The organism is Acidobacteriota bacterium (assembly GCA_040754075.1).
Lineage (GTDB): Bacteria > Acidobacteriota > Blastocatellia > UBA7656 > UBA7656 > JBFMDH01.
The window spans coordinates 67,768-84,482 of record JBFMDH010000027.1 but is presented as its reverse complement, the minus strand read 5'-3'; the positions used below and the strand labels follow the sequence as shown (position 1 = coordinate 84,482).

Annotated in this window: 19 protein-coding genes and 1 pseudogene; 16 read left to right on the top strand and 4 right to left on the bottom strand. The window is 49.0% G+C overall.

Annotation, left to right across the window (positions count from 1 at the left end; translation table 11 throughout):
- The first annotated feature begins 21 nt into the window (after positions 1–21).
- Together AB1757_23710 and AB1757_23705 are read left to right on the top strand one after the other, a co-directional pair.
- Positions 22–384 carry a tRNA-binding protein gene (locus AB1757_23710; protein ID MEW6130062.1) on the top strand — a complete coding sequence of 121 codons (363 nt, stop codon included), beginning with the start codon at positions 22–24 and terminating at the stop codon, positions 382–384.
- Positions 385–565: 181 nt separating this feature from the next.
- On the top strand, positions 566–1,168 hold the full coding sequence (locus AB1757_23705; protein ID MEW6130061.1) for a hypothetical protein: 603 nt from the start codon (positions 566–568) through the stop codon (positions 1,166–1,168).
- 203 nt (positions 1,169–1,371) lie between these two features.
- Here the strand turns inward: AB1757_23705 and AB1757_23700 are convergent, their stop codons facing one another.
- Positions 1,372–1,665 (bottom strand): hypothetical protein, encoded by a 294-nt coding sequence (locus tag AB1757_23700; protein MEW6130060.1) that lies wholly within the window; start codon positions 1,663–1,665, stop codon positions 1,372–1,374.
- Here AB1757_23700 and AB1757_23695 point away from each other — a divergent pair.
- The 4 genes from AB1757_23695 to AB1757_23680 all read left to right on the top strand — a co-directional run bounded on the left by AB1757_23695 (position 1,642) and on the right by AB1757_23680 (position 5,788).
- Positions 1,642–2,460 (top strand): glycosyltransferase, encoded by an 819-nt coding sequence (locus tag AB1757_23695; protein MEW6130059.1) that lies wholly within the window; start codon positions 1,642–1,644, stop codon positions 2,458–2,460. The genes AB1757_23700 and AB1757_23695 overlap by 24 nt on opposite strands.
- Positions 2,461–2,624: 164 nt before the next feature.
- The gene (locus AB1757_23690; GenBank protein ID MEW6130058.1) at positions 2,625–3,914 is read left to right on the top strand and encodes an alpha-L-fucosidase; all 1,290 of its coding nucleotides are present in this window, start codon (positions 2,625–2,627) and stop codon (positions 3,912–3,914) included.
- A 245-nt stretch (positions 3,915–4,159) separates the two neighbouring features.
- Complete coding sequence (locus AB1757_23685) at positions 4,160–4,888, top strand: hypothetical protein (GenBank protein ID MEW6130057.1); 729 nt, start codon at positions 4,160–4,162, stop codon at positions 4,886–4,888.
- Positions 4,889–4,996: 108 nt separating this feature from the next.
- Entirely contained in the window at positions 4,997–5,788 is a 792-nt protein-coding gene (locus AB1757_23680; protein ID MEW6130056.1) for an RDD family protein, read from the top strand.
- Positions 5,789–5,945: 157 nt separating this feature from the next.
- Here the strand turns inward: AB1757_23680 and queC are convergent, their stop codons facing one another.
- Positions 5,946–6,650 (bottom strand): 7-cyano-7-deazaguanine synthase QueC, encoded by a 705-nt coding sequence (gene queC, locus AB1757_23675; GenBank protein ID MEW6130055.1) that lies wholly within the window; start codon positions 6,648–6,650, stop codon positions 5,946–5,948.
- 107 nt (positions 6,651–6,757) lie between these two features.
- Here queC and AB1757_23670 point away from each other — a divergent pair.
- The 3 genes and pseudogenes from AB1757_23670 (at position 6,758) to AB1757_23660 (ending at position 7,898) form a co-directional block, all read left to right on the top strand.
- Positions 6,758–6,928 (top strand): annotated as a pseudogene (locus AB1757_23670) (DNA adenine methylase).
- Positions 6,928–7,701 (top strand): DpnI domain-containing protein, encoded by a 774-nt coding sequence (locus AB1757_23665; GenBank protein MEW6130054.1) that lies wholly within the window; start codon positions 6,928–6,930, stop codon positions 7,699–7,701. Before AB1757_23670 ends, AB1757_23665 begins: the two are co-directional and overlap by 1 nt.
- On the top strand, positions 7,698–7,898 hold the full coding sequence (locus AB1757_23660) for a hypothetical protein (protein ID MEW6130053.1): 201 nt from the start codon (positions 7,698–7,700) through the stop codon (positions 7,896–7,898). The genes AB1757_23665 and AB1757_23660 overlap by 4 nt, the downstream gene beginning before the upstream one ends.
- On the opposite strand, the gene AB1757_23655 is transcribed toward AB1757_23660, so the two are convergent.
- Positions 7,899–8,375 (bottom strand): DNA N-6-adenine-methyltransferase, encoded by a 477-nt coding sequence (locus AB1757_23655; GenBank protein MEW6130052.1) that lies wholly within the window; start codon positions 8,373–8,375, stop codon positions 7,899–7,901.
- Between the two features lie 111 nt (positions 8,376–8,486).
- Here AB1757_23655 and AB1757_23650 point away from each other — a divergent pair, with 111 nt between their 5' ends.
- The 3 genes from AB1757_23650 (at position 8,487) to AB1757_23640 (ending at position 10,022) form a co-directional block, all read left to right on the top strand.
- Positions 8,487–8,660 (top strand): hypothetical protein, encoded by a 174-nt coding sequence (locus AB1757_23650; protein ID MEW6130051.1) that lies wholly within the window; start codon positions 8,487–8,489, stop codon positions 8,658–8,660.
- A gap of 77 nt (positions 8,661–8,737) precedes the next feature.
- The gene (locus AB1757_23645; protein ID MEW6130050.1) at positions 8,738–9,817 is read left to right on the top strand and encodes an aldose 1-epimerase; all 1,080 of its coding nucleotides are present in this window, start codon (positions 8,738–8,740) and stop codon (positions 9,815–9,817) included.
- A 49-nt stretch (positions 9,818–9,866) separates the two neighbouring features.
- Positions 9,867–10,022, top strand: coding sequence for a hypothetical protein (locus AB1757_23640; protein MEW6130049.1), 156 nt, complete (start codon positions 9,867–9,869; stop codon positions 10,020–10,022).
- Between the two features lie 113 nt (positions 10,023–10,135).
- On the opposite strand, the gene AB1757_23635 is transcribed toward AB1757_23640, so the two are convergent.
- Positions 10,136–11,302 carry a tetratricopeptide repeat protein gene (locus AB1757_23635; GenBank protein MEW6130048.1) on the bottom strand — a complete coding sequence of 389 codons (1,167 nt, stop codon included), beginning with the start codon at positions 11,300–11,302 and terminating at the stop codon, positions 10,136–10,138.
- Positions 11,303–11,535: 233 nt separating this feature from the next.
- On the opposite strand from AB1757_23635, the gene AB1757_23630 reads away from it, so the two are divergent.
- The 4 genes from AB1757_23630 (at position 11,536) to AB1757_23615 (ending at position 16,484) form a co-directional block, all read left to right on the top strand.
- The gene (locus AB1757_23630; GenBank protein ID MEW6130047.1) at positions 11,536–12,555 is read left to right on the top strand and encodes a hypothetical protein; all 1,020 of its coding nucleotides are present in this window, start codon (positions 11,536–11,538) and stop codon (positions 12,553–12,555) included.
- 70 nt (positions 12,556–12,625) lie between these two features.
- A complete protein-coding gene (locus AB1757_23625; protein ID MEW6130046.1) occupies positions 12,626–13,102 on the top strand; it encodes a flavin reductase family protein in 477 nt (158 codons plus the stop codon).
- Between the two features lie 180 nt (positions 13,103–13,282).
- Positions 13,283–14,713, top strand: a complete 1,431-nt coding sequence (locus AB1757_23620) for a hypothetical protein (protein ID MEW6130045.1) — start codon at positions 13,283–13,285, stop codon at positions 14,711–14,713.
- A 160-nt stretch (positions 14,714–14,873) separates the two neighbouring features.
- Entirely contained in the window at positions 14,874–16,484 is a 1,611-nt protein-coding gene (locus tag AB1757_23615) for a D-aminoacylase (protein MEW6130044.1), read from the top strand.
- Positions 16,485–16,715 lie beyond the last annotated feature (231 nt).

Genomic DNA, 16,715 nt, shown 5'->3' with positions numbered 1-16,715 from the left:
ATCGCGCCGGAGGAAAGTTCTATGTCAGCAATCAATCCCGCGCCCCTCAAACCGCTCATCACCTTCGATATTCTCAACCAGATTGATATTCGCGTCGGCACCATTGAACTGGTCGAAGACGTAGCCGGCTCGAATAAACTTGTGCGCCTGACGGTTGATTTCGGCGACCATAAACGCCGCATCCTTGCCGGGATGAAAAAAGAACGCGCCAATGTGCAGGAAATCGTCGGCAGACAGGCGCTTTTTGTGGTCAACCTTGAGCCGAAAAAAATGCTCGGCGAATTATCGGAAGGCATGCTGTTTGACCTCGGTTACGCCGATGGCATTACGCCAATGCTCGCCGTACCGGAAGCCCAAGTTCCCAACGGCACGCGCGCCGGTTAAATTATTTCGCAAAAAATTTACGCCGTTCAGCTTAATAACCGCCTTTCACGAAGTGGCAATTTTATGAAGCCATGATATAGTAGCTGCCCGCTCAAAGCAGGCTCGCGAAAAGTAGATTTAATTTTTCGCAAATCACTTTTCGTTTCTATTAACCGATTTTCAAAGAAAGGAAAAAAACACTATGACTCCCCCCTCGCAAGTTTTAATCGAGATTGCCACACAATCTCAAGCGATGAACTACAATACCCCAGCGCAAGTGCCGAAAATCACTTTGAATGGTACGCCGATTCCGTCGCCGGGTTATACGCCAAATAGCCCGACCGGATACCAGATCGTGGTGATTAACTCATCACAGGATTACACCAATCCCGCCAGCATTCTGATAAATGAATACCTGATGTTGTTTCCTCAGGAAAACACCACCTGGTGGTCTAGCACCTATCAATATATGTATGCGGGGATGCTGTTTCAGCAATTAAACGGGGGCAACATCGAACAACAACTGATTCTCCTTGCCAGTTACGGCTTGGATAATAATATGCCACCGTCAAATGATGCCTATCAGATGTTACTCGGACTGGGAGCCGGTGCAACCTTACAAAATTGGGAAACCCATTGCGACGCGGGCAGCATGGGCGGACCCATGAACTGGGTCAATCAACCGGCTAATTATCTGTTTGTCGGCATGAGCAACTACGGGTACGGTGAAGGCTACGAAAAGCAGGAAACCGGTGAAAGTTCCATCGTCTCTACATTGTCCGTAACCTTGCAAAATCCTGTTTAACCACAGGCACAGTGAATCGGCAATCAGTCAATTATTTTCGACTGACGGCAGGTAAATAAAAGGAGCGCGGTCTGTCACTCTACAACGAGTTTGAACAGTCTTTTATTCAAGCGCGACAAAGCGACAGGCCGCGCCTGCTCATCATCGGTCAAGCCATCCGCCCCACAGGTTTCGCCAGAGTCCTGCAAACCCTCGCAAAATATTTATCCGAGTCGTTCGAGATTCTCTATTTCGCCATCAACTATCGCGGCGAAGCGATTGACAGCAATTATCGTATTCTGCCCAACCATCGCATCGGCGATATTCTGGGGCGCGACCAACTGCCGGAAATCCTCACCCGCTTTCAACCTCAATGCATTCTGCTTTGTCACGATTGCGATTTTTATGCGGTACATCACCCGGCGCTGGCGACGTATCGCGAACAATCGCCCGCCGCCAAAGTCTTTTTTTATTGCCCCATCGAATTCGCCGAGATGCCTGCCGCTAATTTTAAACATTTAGCCGATGTAGATGAGCTGGTCTTCTACACTGAGTTCGGCTTGCGGGTGGTCGAATCGGCATTTCAATCGCTCAACCTCACCCCTCAACCACCGATGCACATTTTGCCGCACGGCGTCGATACCACGATTTTTCATCCGCTCGTCGAAAATGATTTTTCGCAAAGTCGCAAACAAGCCCGCTTACAATTATTTCCCGACCGACCGCATCTCGAAGATGCCTTCATCGTGTTAAATGCCAATCGCAATAACAAACGCAAGCGCGTGGATTTGACCATGCAGGCGTTTGCCGAATTCGCCAAAGATAAACCTGACGCTTACCTTTACCTGCACATGGGAATGCGCGATTACGGTTATGACATTCCGGCGCTGACGGAAAAATTAAACCTGGACGACCGCTTGTTACGCGCCACTGAAGAAACCGAAAAGCCCACAATTTCAGATGAACAGTTGAATGTGATTTATAACGCCTGCGATATTGGCATCAACACTTCGCTGGGTGAAGGTTGGGGACTTGTGGCTTTTGAACACGCGGCAACCGGCGCGGCGCAAATCGTCCCCGCGCATTCCGCCGGTGCGGAACTCTGGCGCGACTACGGTTATCTCGTTGAACTCAACAAAACTTCAGATGTGAAAAATGAGATTGCGATTGCTGATGCCGCAATGGTTTTGCAAAGCCTTTATCAAGACCGGCAGTTGCTTGACAGTTTATCGGCGCGTGCCTTCGCTTATGCAAATTCCGAAAAGTTTTCCTGGCAGGCGATTGCCGAGGATTGGCGAAAGCTGCTGTCCTGAATTTGCCAATGCACACGAAAATTTTTAGAGGGCAATCTTGCTTTGCGCGAGTGAGGATTTAGCGGTTCCGGTGAAAATTAACTGACTGGATAAAACAGGTAAAATTTCCCTTATTCGGCACGGTTTGTATTGACGATAAAGCACGTCAAACATAAACTCCGCCTATGTTAACCCGGCGCGAATTCGCTCTCTCGATGGTTGCGGCTTTAACGGCAAATAACCGGCTAAGCATTTTGTGCCCGGCTCAGGAAAAGCCTCAACCCAATCGCGGCGACTGGTTTCGCGAAGCGCGTTTCGGTTTGTTCATTCATTTCGGCTTGTATTCGACTTATGGACGCGGCGAATGGATTATGCGCAGCGAAAACATCCCTTATGGCGAATACGAAAACCTCGCGACGAAATTCAATCCGACAAAATTCAAAGCGCGCGAATGGGTCGCCTTAGCCAAAGCCGCAGGTCAACGCTACATCACCATCACCACCAAACATCACGACGGGTTTTGTCTGTTTGAAAGCCGTTTGACCGATTACCACATCACCCGCACGCCGTTCGGGCGCGATTTGATTAAAGAGTTAGCCGATGAATGTCACCGGCAAAATATGCCCATCTTTTTTTATTATTCATTGATGGATTGGCATCACCCGGCTTATCAATCAAGCGTGAAAAGCGGTTCGCCGGTTACCAATGAATTTATCGCTTATCTCAAAGGGCAAATCAGGGAACTCTGCACCAACTATGGTCGCGTTGCCGGTTTCTGGTTTGACGGCGACTGGGATCACACCTCCGCAGACTGGCATTCGCAAGAGATTTTAAATTTGATTTATCAACTGCAACCCCAGGCATTGGTCAACAACCGCACCGGCTTACCGGCAGATTTTTCTACCTATGAGCAGGAAATCGGCGCAAAACCGAAAGCGATTGACAACCATCTGCGTGAAGCCTGTATGACCATCAATGACAACTGGGGGTATGCCGTAACCGACGGGCGTTATAAATCCGCAGCCGAGTTGATTCAATTGCTGGCGCTTGCCGCTAACAGCGATAGCAATTTGTTGTTGAATGTCGCGCCGAAACCGACAGGCGAAATACAGAGCGAATTCATCACCCGTCTGTACGCGGTTGGTAACTGGCTCAAGCAAAACGGCGAAGCCATTTATGGCACGCGAGCCGCGCTGCGCAGTTACAATTACAACACCGCGACCACGGCTCGCGGCAATAAACTTTACTTTCACATTTTCAACTGGCAACCAAACACCGGACTCAGTCTCGATTTAGTGGTGAAGCGCCCGATTAAAAAAGTCTATATTCTGGAAAGCGGCGCGGCTTTTCCGTTTCGCCGCAAATCGGTTTCCGATGATGGCAAAACCGAAGTCATTCGTTTTGAAGCGAAAAATCGCGGCTGGAGTTCAGCCAATACCGTCATCGTTATTGAATCGGGCGAAAGCTATACTTGATAAACGGATTCACATACACTTCACTTTTCGATAGCATAGGGCTATGCCGTTTTCGCTGAGAGCAGGTGCGTTTCTTAAATGATAGATTCATCTTCGGCTCAGGTGGATGAAGCGGATAAATTGCTGAATCCGCGCAATCCGTTTTATCCGTGCAATCCGAGGATAAATTTTCACCGCTCATGACTGAGCGATTGATTTTATAAGTGAAAACCGCGTGACCCGGATGCTTATTTTAAGGATGAACCATGACAGACGAATGTATTAGCTTGCCGGATGATTTCCCGGACATCTTGCGCCATACCAACGAAGACACGCCGGTTCCAACCTGGGAACAGGTGACGCGCAGTGTTGATACGCGCAACCCGGAGATGATTGCTCAGGTTTCGCGCATCGTTGCAGACACTGATGATGAACTCACAGCCCGCGAAAAATGGGATGGTTTACCCAACAGTTATCAACGTTCCGTCGGTTTGTTGATTGATAAAATTTGCCACGAAGGCTGGCTCGATTACGTCGGCACAATCAACGATTGGCCCTGGGACGGCGGCTTTTTCTTCACGCCGCGCAATCAGGACGCGCAAGGTTTAATCAATATCCTCGATGCCAAATCAACCCGCGATGATGACCCGTATATCCAATGCCGCATCGGTGAAGGCTTATTCGCCTATTTGAATTTCCGCAATCACAAAGGCTGGGTGAAAGGCTGGATGGAAACCGATGCGGGGATGGCGGCGTTGCACGTCGGCGTGTTTGAAAACGGAGCCGCCGAAGTTCATTTCGATGTCTTCAATCCGCTTTACATCAATGGCGCGCCCGATGAAGATTTACTCGAAATTCCTTTGATTGGTTCATTCAATACCCGGATGTTCAAGATGCACAAAAAATGGGAACTGGCGAAAGAGTATGGTTCCATCGCGCGCACATCGGCGAATTTTTATCATATGATGCGCGACACCGTGCCGCTGTCGTTTTGAATTCAAAGCGACCTGCCGGTTCACGAAAGCGGTACTGACGGTTTCGTTTCGCTCAATCAAACGGTGATGATTTACTAATCAACAAACCCTGGAAATCGATTTCAACTTATGCTGGATGATGAACTGTTAATCGAAACCCCTGAGCGCGTCGAGTTGCATTACGTGCTTGCCAATGTCGGCAATCGCTTTCTGGCGGCAATCATCGACCACCTCATTCAAATTCTACTGGCGGTCATCGTGGTGCTCCTTATCGAAGGGTTCGGAAACTGGAATCTGTTCGGCGCGGCGCTCGGCGTCTGGGCGGCAGCGATTGCGGTCTTAGCGGTATTTACGATTTACTGGGGCTACTTCGTGCTCTTTGAAACTGTCTGGAACGGACAGACGCCGGGCAAGCGAATCATGAAATTGCGCGTGGTGCGCGAAGATGGTCGCCCGATTCGTTTCTTTGAAGCCTTCGTCAGAAATCTCTTGCGCATCATTGATATTTCGCCGCCGATTTCTTATGCCATCGGCGTGGTGTCGATTATTTTCAGTCCGCGTTCAAAACGCATCGGTGATTTGGTCGCGGGAACCGTGGTAGTGAAAGAACGCTCGTCGGAAGCCCCGTCGCTTGATGAAATCATCAAGCTATCGGAAGCCGAGGAACGAAAACTGGCGCGCACTTCGCCTGCGCCTTTCAAAGCCAATACCCGAATGCTCACCGACCGCGAATTGCAAGCCATCGAAACCTTTCTCAATCGTCGCTATGAACTGGTTGAGCCGAATCGTTCGATGCTTGCTATGCGCATCGTCCAACCGATTGCCGCCAAACTCAATATTCCCAACATCCAGCTTTCACCCGAAGCGGTGCTCGAAGAAATCGAACGCCAGCACCGCGTCCAATCGCGATATATCGATTAAGAAGTCGAGAGTCTGGAGTCTGGCGTCTGGAGTCGCGATGCCTGAAGTTGAGGACTGATTTTCTGTTGTTGGACTGGATGATGCCGCAGCGGTGATGAGCGGGTCGTTACCATTCTGACTTCTGACTTCTGACTTCCTGTTTCTGAATCCTGCATCCTCACCTTGCCTTTCCTGCGTATTCAACCGGGTCTTCGGCTCCGGCTTCGGCAAAACCTTTCAGGCGCAGCAAGCAGCTATCGCAACTGCCGCACGACAAACCTGCGGGCGTCGGGTCGTAACAGCTATGCGTGAGCGCGTAATCAACGCCGAGCGCGAGTCCGGTTTTGATAATTTCGGCTTTGGTCATTTTCATCAGCGGCGCGTGAATTTTGATTTTCAATGTGCCTTCGACTCCGGCGCGCGTCGCTAAATTCGCCATGCGTTCAAATGCCTCGATGTATTCGGGACGGCAATCGGGGTAGCCGCTGTAATCGAGCGCATTGACGCCGATGAACAGGTTGGCGGCTTCGAGGGTCTCGGCAAACGCCAACGCATAGGAAAGAAAAATGGTGTTGCGCGCCGGAACATAAGTGATCGGAATATGGCTGGCGATTTCTTCGACCGAGGCGTGTTTGGGAACCGCGATGTCATCGGTTAGCGCCGAGCCGCCGATGGCGCGTAAATCCACATTCACAATCAAATGTTTTTGCACGCCCAGGGCTTGGGCGACGCGACGCGCATTTTCCATTTCGATTAAGTGGCGTTGCCCGTAAGCGAAGGAGATCGCAAAAATCCTATAGCCTTGTGATTTGGCAATCGCCAGGGTGGTTGTCGAATCGAGTCCGCCGCTCAGTAAGACGACGGCTTTTTTATCATTGGTCATCAGTCATTCGTCCTTAGCTGTCAATTTATCAACTACACTCTCTATAATATGCAATCGCCATAAAAGCCAACTTCCGTTAGAATCACAACGGCAAATTTTCGATAACTATGAAGAACGACAAAAACCGGAAAGGTTTGCGCGCCAGACCCTTTTTGAAGTGGGCGGGCGGCAAGACGCAATTGCTTCGAGAAATCCAAGGCGCGCTGCCCGCGTTGGTTTCAGACAACCGCTTCACTTACGTTGAACCCTTCGTCGGCAGCGGCGCAGTGTTGTTTTTATGAATCTCAAATTTAACATCAGCTTGGCAAATTCATATTCAAGTTCTTCGCAAATTGCCAGAGTTTTGACCGAAAATTGGGTCAAAGAAAATTCTTATTGTCCGAATTGCGGTAAAGAAAATCTGATTGAATATCAGAACAATAAACCTGTTGCTGATTTTTTCTGCGCCTCTTGCAATGAAGATTTTGAACTGAAAAGCAAAAACGGAAATCTCGGGAAAAAAATCAATGACGGGGCATATTCGACGATGATTGCAAGAATAACCTCTGACAATAATCCCAACTTTTTTTTCTTAACCTATCGTAAACCGCAATGGTCGGTTAATAATTTTCTCATTATTCCAAAACACTTTTTTCAATCGGAAATTATTGAAAAAAGAAAGCCCTTGGCAGCAAGGGCTAGACGCGCAGGATGGGTCGGGTGCAACATTGATTTGCAACGCATTCCTGAATTAGGACGCATCTTTCTTATTAAAAATTCAATTGTGCTCAGTAAAACTCAAGTGATTGAAACCTGGAATAAAACGGTTTTTCTGCGTGACAAATCGGATGAAGCCAAAGGCTGGACTTTAGATGTTTTGAAATGTCTTGACCGAATCAGTTCACAGGAATTTTCTCTGAATGAGGTTTATAGATTTGAAGAAGAACTGAAACTAAAACATCCCGATAACAATTTCATTAAAGACAAAATCAGACAGCAACTACAAATTTTACGGGATAAGAATATCATCGACTTTGTGGCAAGAGGTAAATACAGAAGAGTGTCACGATGAAAAAATTTATCTTCATTACACCCGAAGGTGAAACAACGGCTCCAAATGGCAGTCAGGTTGAAAATATGCAAGTCATCGGCATCGTTGAAAATGTCAGCGATGAAGATGAAGCCCTCAAAAAACTGCTGCAAGAAAATACCTGGATTTTCGATGCCGAATTTAATGTCGCCGAATTTATCACCTACGAAATTCTTTAATCACAACTCCAAATACCTGCCTTCAATGCCGCTGTTTTTCAAAGCACTGGCATTCTCTTTTCCATAAGCCACAAAAACGCTCGGCGCTCCAGACGTGCCCCCTTGTTTTCCTGAAACGTGATAAAAACGAATTCTGCCTTTTACAAAAAGCAAAGCGTCTGCCGAATTCCAAACATGGTCAAAGAAACATTTGGTCTCGGTTCTTGCAAAAATTAGCGCGATGCCGTTTCCATGATTTTTGAGTTTTTCCAACCACAAATATAAATCTTTTCCATAAGGCGGATTGCAATAAACTCTGCCGAACCACGCTTTTTCTAATCCGTTATCTTCAATCGTGTAATTTACTCTGGCGTGTAGGAAAGGCGCATTGACCGGACTGCAAGGGTCCAGGTCGAACGCGCCCAGTTTTTTAACCAAATAAGGCGGCGTCAGCCATTCGACTTTCGTGAGTTTGCATCTCTCAAATGAAGTGTCCATAGTTTTCTTTGCATCTCATCATACGATCCCTTTCACATCCAGATCAACCAACAACCCGATCAAAATCAACAATTTAGAGGAAATTTCAAAACGGTTTTCCGACGACTTCCGATGATCAGAAGATTTTTAGGAATTGATTTGGAAGAAGCCTATTTGCAACTCAGCAAACGGCGCAAAATCGCTACCCGGTCGCCAAGCCTTCATGCTGAATTTCTGCGCCGCATCGAAGGATTCGGCAAACAGGATTTATCGAGCCTTTTATCTGAAGAGTCGTTTGCGCCCTGACCGAACGCGCTTTGCGGCGCAAACTTTTTGCATTATAAAGACTGCTGCAAAATGCCCGGACAAAGGACGAATCCTCAATGACCGATTATCAAACCTATCATCACAATCGCAATTATGGTTGCCGCCTCACCGAATTTATTTATGAAGGCTATCGCGCCATTACGCTCGAAAATGAAAAGCTGCGCGTCACCGTCCTTGCCGATAAAGGCACGGATATTTTCGAGTTTCTCTATAAACCGCAGGATGTGGATTTCATGTGGCGCACCCGTGAAGGTTTGCGCCCGCGCTACCTGCCGCAACACATTCGCGGGTCGGGAACCTTTATGGACAATTACGAAGGCGGGTGGCAGGAATTGTTTCCCAATTGCGGCAATTTTTCTACTTATCAAGGCGCGGAAATCGGTCAACATGGCGAGATCGCCGCACTCCCCTGGCGTTACACGATTATCAAAGATGAAGTGGATGAAATCGCCGTGCGTTTCGAGGTGCGCGCCATTCGCACGCCTTTTCATTTAGCCAAGACTTTGACTTTAAAACGTCACGAAGCCATTTTGCGCATACACGAGCGCGTCACTAACGAAGGCGGACAACCGGCGGAATTTATCTGGGGACATCACCCGGCTTTGGGGCATCCGTTCATCGATGAGAGTTGTCGCGTAGACGCGCCGCCTTGTCGTATACGCACGATGAAGGAATACACCGGCGAGACTTCGCGGCTGGTTGCCGACCAGAATTCAAAGTGGCCGCTTGGCGAAGGGCGCGAAGATTGGAGCGTTGATTTATCGAAAATTCCGCCGCCCGAAGTTGAATCGGCAGACATGATTTTCCTGGAAGGCATCGCGGACGGGTGGTTTGCAGTGACCAATACCGATAAGCGCGTCGGTTTTGCGATGCGTTACCCGGCAGAAATTTTTAAAGTGCTGTGGTACTGGCAAATTTTTCGCGGTGGGCGCAATTACCCCTGGTGGAGCGCCACTTACAATATCGCGCTTGAACCTTGTGTGGCTTTGCCGAAATTGCATGAAGCCGTAAGTAACGGCGAAGCGTTGATGCTTGAAGCGGGAGAAAGTTTAGCAGTCGAGTTATTGGCAATCGCTTATGAAGGCATATCGATGGTCGAGCGCGTTGCCGAAGATGGTTCAATCATTGGCGGGTAAACCAATTAGGACAATCTTTAAAAACCTCCGGCGGCTGTGCCGCTTTGATGTGCGGAAAGGCAGAGCCTTTCCGAGCGCCTTGCCACCCAACGCTTGCGGCTACGCCGCCAATTTGGAGCGTAGCCCCGAACCGTTGGCGAATGGTCTCGGCGGGGCAAAGCCACCGCCGCACATCAAAGCGGCACAGCCGCCAGAAGTTTTATAACTAATCACTGCACGGCGCGGCGCATTTATAAAATTTAAACCGTAACTATTTTTGTGAGTCTGTGAAAAGGCGCGAAACTGGCTACAGTAGCCGATTTCGCGCCTCAAATGTTTTTACCGTTTGCCTGAACGCGAGGTTGTGGTTGCAGATGGTTTCGTCGGCGTTGGCTTTTTCGTGGTTGTCGGTTGCGGTGTTGCAGTTGCCGGTTGTTGCTTGAGGTATTTCACCCGTTCGATGCCCTGCCTGGCGGTTTCATCTTTTTGCGCGGATGCCTGAAACGCCTTTTCGTAAACGCTCAAGGCTTTGTCCAACTCTTTATCGCTTTCATAAACATAACCGAGTTCGTTCATCACCGGCACATTGGTCGGCGCAAGCTTTACCGCCTGCTCCAACGCTTCAGCGGCTTTTTTCCATTGCGACGAACGCGAATAAGCAATGCCCAGATTAATCCACGCGCTGCTCTGGTCGGTGTGGGCGCGGGCATATTTATCAAGCAGTGGCGCGGCTTTGGCGTATTGCTTATCGACCAGATAAGACTGACCGAGTAACCGCCAGACCGTTTCATCATCTTTGACGGCAACAAGTCGTTCACCGACACTGATGGCTTGTTTGAGCATCGGCGGATTTTTCGCGCTTTGCGCGAGATAGAGTTCACAAAGCATGGTGAGCAAATCGGCGTCTTTCGGTTCAACCGCGAGTCCCTGATTCAACGCGGTGATGGCTTGATCGGGATGCGCCAGTTTTTGATGCGCGTATGCCAGATAGTAATAATTGCTGGTGTTGGTTTTGAGTTCGTTGATGCTGGCGGTGAGCGCCGGAATCGCTTCGTTATATTTTTCCGTGTAGATGTAGGCGCGACCCAGCGCGGCGCGGGCATTCGGTTCAACTTTCTGTTGCAATTTTTCCGTCAGCGTTAGGTATTGCGCGAGCGATGGAATCGCTTTGTCGTAATGTTTAAGCTGGTACTCAGAAAACCCTATGTAGTAATGCGCCGCCGCCTGACCTTTTTCATCCTTTTCGGCGCTCTTCAAATAATTGGTGAAGGCGTCAATGGCATCTTCGTAGCCTTGCAGGTTGTAATGGCTTGCGCCGATGTAATACCACGCTTGCCAGTAATTCGGGTTGGCTTTGAGCACCGCGTGAAACGCCTGTGCTGCCTGACGATATTGTTTTTGATTGTAAAGCGAGATGGCGCTGTCCCAATCCTGCGCCGCCGCGAAAGTCTGAGTGAAGACGACAACCGCAAACGCCGCCAAAAGCCAGGATAATTTTTTCATCATTGTACTTCTCTCCATTCTTGCAGTCTGGTGAAATTTTATTCTTCTTTGAACGAGCAACTCAAGGCGTAGTGCCCTCAGTCAAAGCTGAGAAGTGCGAAACCCGAATTTTCGTTGCCCGACCAGACATTTTGTGCGCTTGCCAAGCCCTGCGGCAATCAAGCACAATAACGGTTCGTTGTGATGAGTGGTTCGCAACCGATACCCTATCCCCATAAATACGAGAAAGAGGTTTAATGATGAAACAATTGATTATTTCCGCGAGGCGGATATTTGCTGTAGGTCTGCTTGCGGCTATAGCAATGAGTGTTCCGGCTCTTGCTTATTCGATTCAAGATAAAAATAAACCGGCACAACCATCCGCCGATGAACAAAAAGCTTTAAGTAAAGTGCAAAATGCGCCGACGCTGGCGGCTAAACTGGAAGCTGCCAAAGAGTATATGAAGAAATATTCCAAAGGCGTCGAGCGTTTCAAACTGGCGCAGTATATGGTCGCCGAAGTAGCCAAATCCACCGACGCGGCAACCCAGATTTCTTCATCGGAAACCTTGATGACGATATTTAATGACCCTAAAGAAACGCTGTTAATTTCAGGTATTTTAATCGACGGTTATGTTAAAGCGACGCGCGGTGAGGATGCCTTTCGCGTCGGCGCTACGCATCTCGAAAAAGCCCCCGGCGATGTTGCCATCCTGACGCAACTCTCGATTTTCGGTATTGAACAGGCAAAACGCGGAAACGCCAATTTCGTTCAGCAATCGCAGACTTACGGAGCCAAAGCCATCGAATTAATCGAAGCCGATAAAATGCCGGAAAATTTTGAAGCCGCCACCTGGACAGAATATAAGACCCGCTGGCTGCCGCAACTTTATCAATCGCTCGGCATTGTCTCTTACATGATGAAAAACACCGATGATGCCCAGGCGAAGCTTGAAAAAGCCGCTTCACTCAATCCCAATGACCCGTTCACCTATGCCATTCTGGGCACGCTCGCCAATGATGAATATCAAAAGTACGCGCAGCAATATAAAAATCTGATGGCAGGACCCGTAAAAGATGAAGCCTTAAAGCGCGCCCACACGAAAATGGATGCGGTGATTGATTACTTTGCTCATGCCGTGGGACTAGCCGAAGGCAACACTGCCTATCAGGCGCTGCACGACCAACTCATGGAAGATTTGAAAACCTATTACCAGGCGCGCAAAGGCTCATTGGACGGTTTGCAGGAATTGATTAACAAATATAAAAAGCAGTAATGGTCATTGGTTATTGGTTTGTAGTGAACGGATGGCGTTTAAAGACCAATGACCAAAAAGAGGAAAACGGATGGCTGTCAACAATGAAGAATTTCGCGCCGCGCTCGGTCGTTTTGCAAGCGGCGTCACGATTGTCACCACCAAAGATAAAGAAAATGGTTTGCATGGATTGACGGTGAGCGCCTTCGCTTCCGTTTCATTAAACCCGCCGTTGATTCTGGTTTGCATAGATAATCGCTCATCATCACTGGAACATCTGGCTGAAGGTTGTTTTTTCGCAGTCAATATTTTAGATGAATCCCAGCAGGCGCTTTCCAATCGCTTTGCGTCAAAAGACCCGAACCGGTTTGAAGGCACCAATTTTACTTTCGGTGAAACCAGTCAAACGCCTTTGCTGGAAGGCGCACTCGCGTATCTCGAATGCAAAGTCGCGTATAACTATCCGGGCGGTGACCACACCATTATTGTCGGCGAAGTTGAAGCCGTCGCCGTCGGCAATCAAAACCCCTTGCTCTATTATCACGGCGGTTATCAAAAATTGGCTTAATCAAATTGCGGCGGTGTTGGGGTAAGCTGTCTCGTGGCTTATCCCAACACCGCAGCCTTTCCTGATAAAAACCCACCTGAGTTGAGAAAATTTCTGGAAATGCATCGCCATTACGGTTTTCTCTCATACGAATAGAACGTTCAAGTTCTGCGCATATTGATTCAGAAGGTCAAAACAGTTATGAAAAAAGTTTTCGTTTATTTGATGGCGTCGGCAATTTTCCTAGCGCTTCTGCCGGGCTTTGGCGTGCCCCCCCACCAAGCTCTTGCGCAATCCGGCGCGGTCTTTGGACCTGAAACTTTTCCGAGGGGCGAAAATAACAAAGCAAAATTTTCACGCGCCTTCAGTGCCCCGGACACGACGATTCCTTACAGCTTATCGGTCACGCATGGCAATCGCGACGGGTCGCAACGGGTCAAAAAAATTACCATTATCCTCAACGGACAAGAATGGGTATTTAATCGCAGCCAGGGGTCATTCGTTGCCGCCGTGCGCTTGCAATCGCAAAATCAATTGACCATTGTAATGAAAGGCGGCGTGGCTGACGGATTCATCAAAGTCAATGTTGAACCGACGCGCACAACCTTGTTGAACAGTCCCGACGATGGCAATTTCGATTCCGCGCAGTCCGGCATCGGGTACATCTATGGCATCAGCGTTGATTCGGCTTCGCACCGCGCTTACCTGGCTGATGGCTTGAATGATTCGGTGATTGAATTCGATGTTGCCGATGCGCGTGTCACACGGAGCTTTGACAATCTCGATAGCGATTCGATTTCCGGCAATGCCGGTACGTTATCGGTTTGTTGGGATTCGACTTCGCAAAATCTGGTGGCCATCAATCAAGGCAACTCGACCAAACAAACCAGCGGCAGCCTTGCGGTAATCAATATCAATAACAGTTCGATGCGCAATTTTATTCTTGCCAGTGATATGCATCCGACTTCACTTGCAGGATTATCAAACAGCCGCGCCATCGCTTTTACAACCCTGTATTATCCGCAAAACCGTCGCGCTTATTTTATGGACACCGATTCCGGCAATCTGACGACACGAGAAGAAAATCTCGCGCTGTTTGCTTCAACCGGAAATTCCATCACCAACGAATTCATCTTTGCGGGCGCAGATGATGGCAAACCACCGGCGCTTTTCATCTATAACGGCGCGTCGCCTTTTCGCAAAGTGAAAGAGATTCCTTCATCCGCGAGAGCCGGTTCAATCTTCGATAAAGTTGCGGTCAACCCGACCAACAACATCGCCATTGCTGTCAATCTGCGCGAATCCGCGATTTTTCTTTTCGACATTGGCGCGGGACAGGAGATTGCCAGAATTCCGGTGCGCTTTGTGAGTTCGGATTATAACGACACTAGTGTCGCCATCAATCCGCAAACCAATATGGCTGTGGTAGCCAACCGCAATCTCAATATGTTGTATGTTGTCGATCTGGCAACGTTCATCTTGCGCGCCGAATTGCCTTTGCCTTCGGGCATCAATCCGCTTTCGGTTGGCATTGACACTCAATTCAATCGCGCCTTGATTGGCGAAAGCGGGTTTCGCGGTGAAAATCATTCGGGCAGCATCATCATCGTTCAACTTCCCGACCGCGAATAGGGCGAAAATAAAAATCAACCATTTGAAAAGGCGTGATTAACTTCACGCCTTTTTACTTTCATCCGCTTCCTTACGGCTTTGCGCATACGCTGCTGATAATCAAAAGCCACTTGTGTTATGCTCTTCGGCATTTAAAACCCTGAGACGAAGGAGTATAACCTTGCTCAAACAATTTTCCTCTCTCGTTGTTGCGCTGTTGCTGGTCACCTTAACGCCGATTTTCCCAACGGGCGCGGTTTCGCCGGATTTCGATTTGGTGATTATCAACGGACGCATTATTGATGGAACCGGCAACCCCTGGTTTTACGGCGCAGTTGCCATCAAAGGCGACCGCATCGCTGACATTGGCGCAATCGACGCCAGCCGCGCCGCCCGGGTAATTGACGCGCGCGGGCAAATCGTGGCGCCCGGTTTTATTGATGTTCACACACACGTCGAAGGCTCTTTAAGCGGCACGCCGACTGCCGATAATTTTTTACGCATGGGGGTAACGTCGATTGTCACCGGCAATTGCGGCTCCTCATCAGTTGATGCCGGAAAATATCTCTCGGATGCGGAACGGCAGGGTATTTCTATCAATGTTGCCACGCTCATCGGACATGGTTCGGTGCGCCGCGAAGTGATGAAGGAAGAAGCCCGCGCGCCGTCAGCCGATGAAATGCAACGCATGCGCGAGATTGTCGAGCAAGCCATGCGCGATGGCGCGGTCGGCATGTCAACCGGTTTGATTTATGTGCCGGGCACTTATGCAAAAACCGATGAAATCGTCGAACTGGCTAAAATGGTCGCCAAACATGGCGGCATTTACGCCACCCATATGCGCGACGAAGGCAATCAGGTTTTCGATTCCATCAAAGAAACGTTAACGATTGGCGAACAGGCACACTTGCCCGTCGATATTTCCCACTTCAAGGTTTCTTCAAAGAAGCGTTGGGGCGCAAGCCTCACAACTTGCCAGATGGTTGCCGACGCCCGCGCTAGAGGGCAACAGGTTACGGTTGACCAGTATGTTTACACCGCATCATCTACTTCTTTGAATACCGCTTTGCCAACCTGGGTTTTAGAAGGCGGACGCGATAAAGCCAAAGAACGGCTCACTGACCCGCCGATGCGCGAAAAAATCAAACGCGAAATGATTGACGCGATAAAAGCGAGCGGTTTTAAAGATTGGTCATATGCCGTCGTCGCGGGTTTCCGCCCCAATCCGTCATTTGAAGGGAAAAGCATTTCTGAAATTATCCGTCAGGCGCGTGGCAAAAGCGGCGCGATGGAAGAGGCTGAACAGATTATTGAAATGTATCTCGCGGGGTCTGCCGGAATGATTTATCACAAAATGGCTGAGCCTGATGTTGAACGTATCATCGCGCAGCCCTATACCATGATTGCTTCGGATAGCGGAGTAATCAAAATGGGCAACGGCGTGCCTCATCCCAGAGGTTATGGCAACAATGCCCGCGTGCTGGGGCGCTACGTTCGCGAAAAAAAAATCATTACCCTCGAAGATGCCATCAGAAAAATGACCTCGCTTCCGGCGGCGACCTTCAGGCTGTGGGACAGAGGATTGTTGCGTAAAGGCATGGCTGCAGACCTGGTGATATTTGATGAAAAACAGGTCGGCGACCGCGCCACATTCGATAAACCGCATCAATATGCCGAGGGCTTCAGTTATGTGCTGGTCAATGGCAAAGCGGTTATTGACAATGGCGAACCGATGAAGTTGAGCGCCGGACGCGCCCTGTATGGCAGCGGCAAAACCGCGTCACGCGAATAATTTTTTGAAGCCTTTCGAGTCATTCAAAGGCGATAAAAAATTCCCGTTACGCAATTATCGAAATTGGTTTAAAATGCATGTAGCTTGACAAAACCAAGACATTCGCATAAAAGTTGCGTCAAAAGAGAAAACCCCGTTTGATTGGAAAACGGTGTGTGCCTTTCAAGCCGCACAAGTCCGGGTCTAGTTTTTATTTTGACAACCTAAAACTGCCTGCAAGCAGCGTTTAGT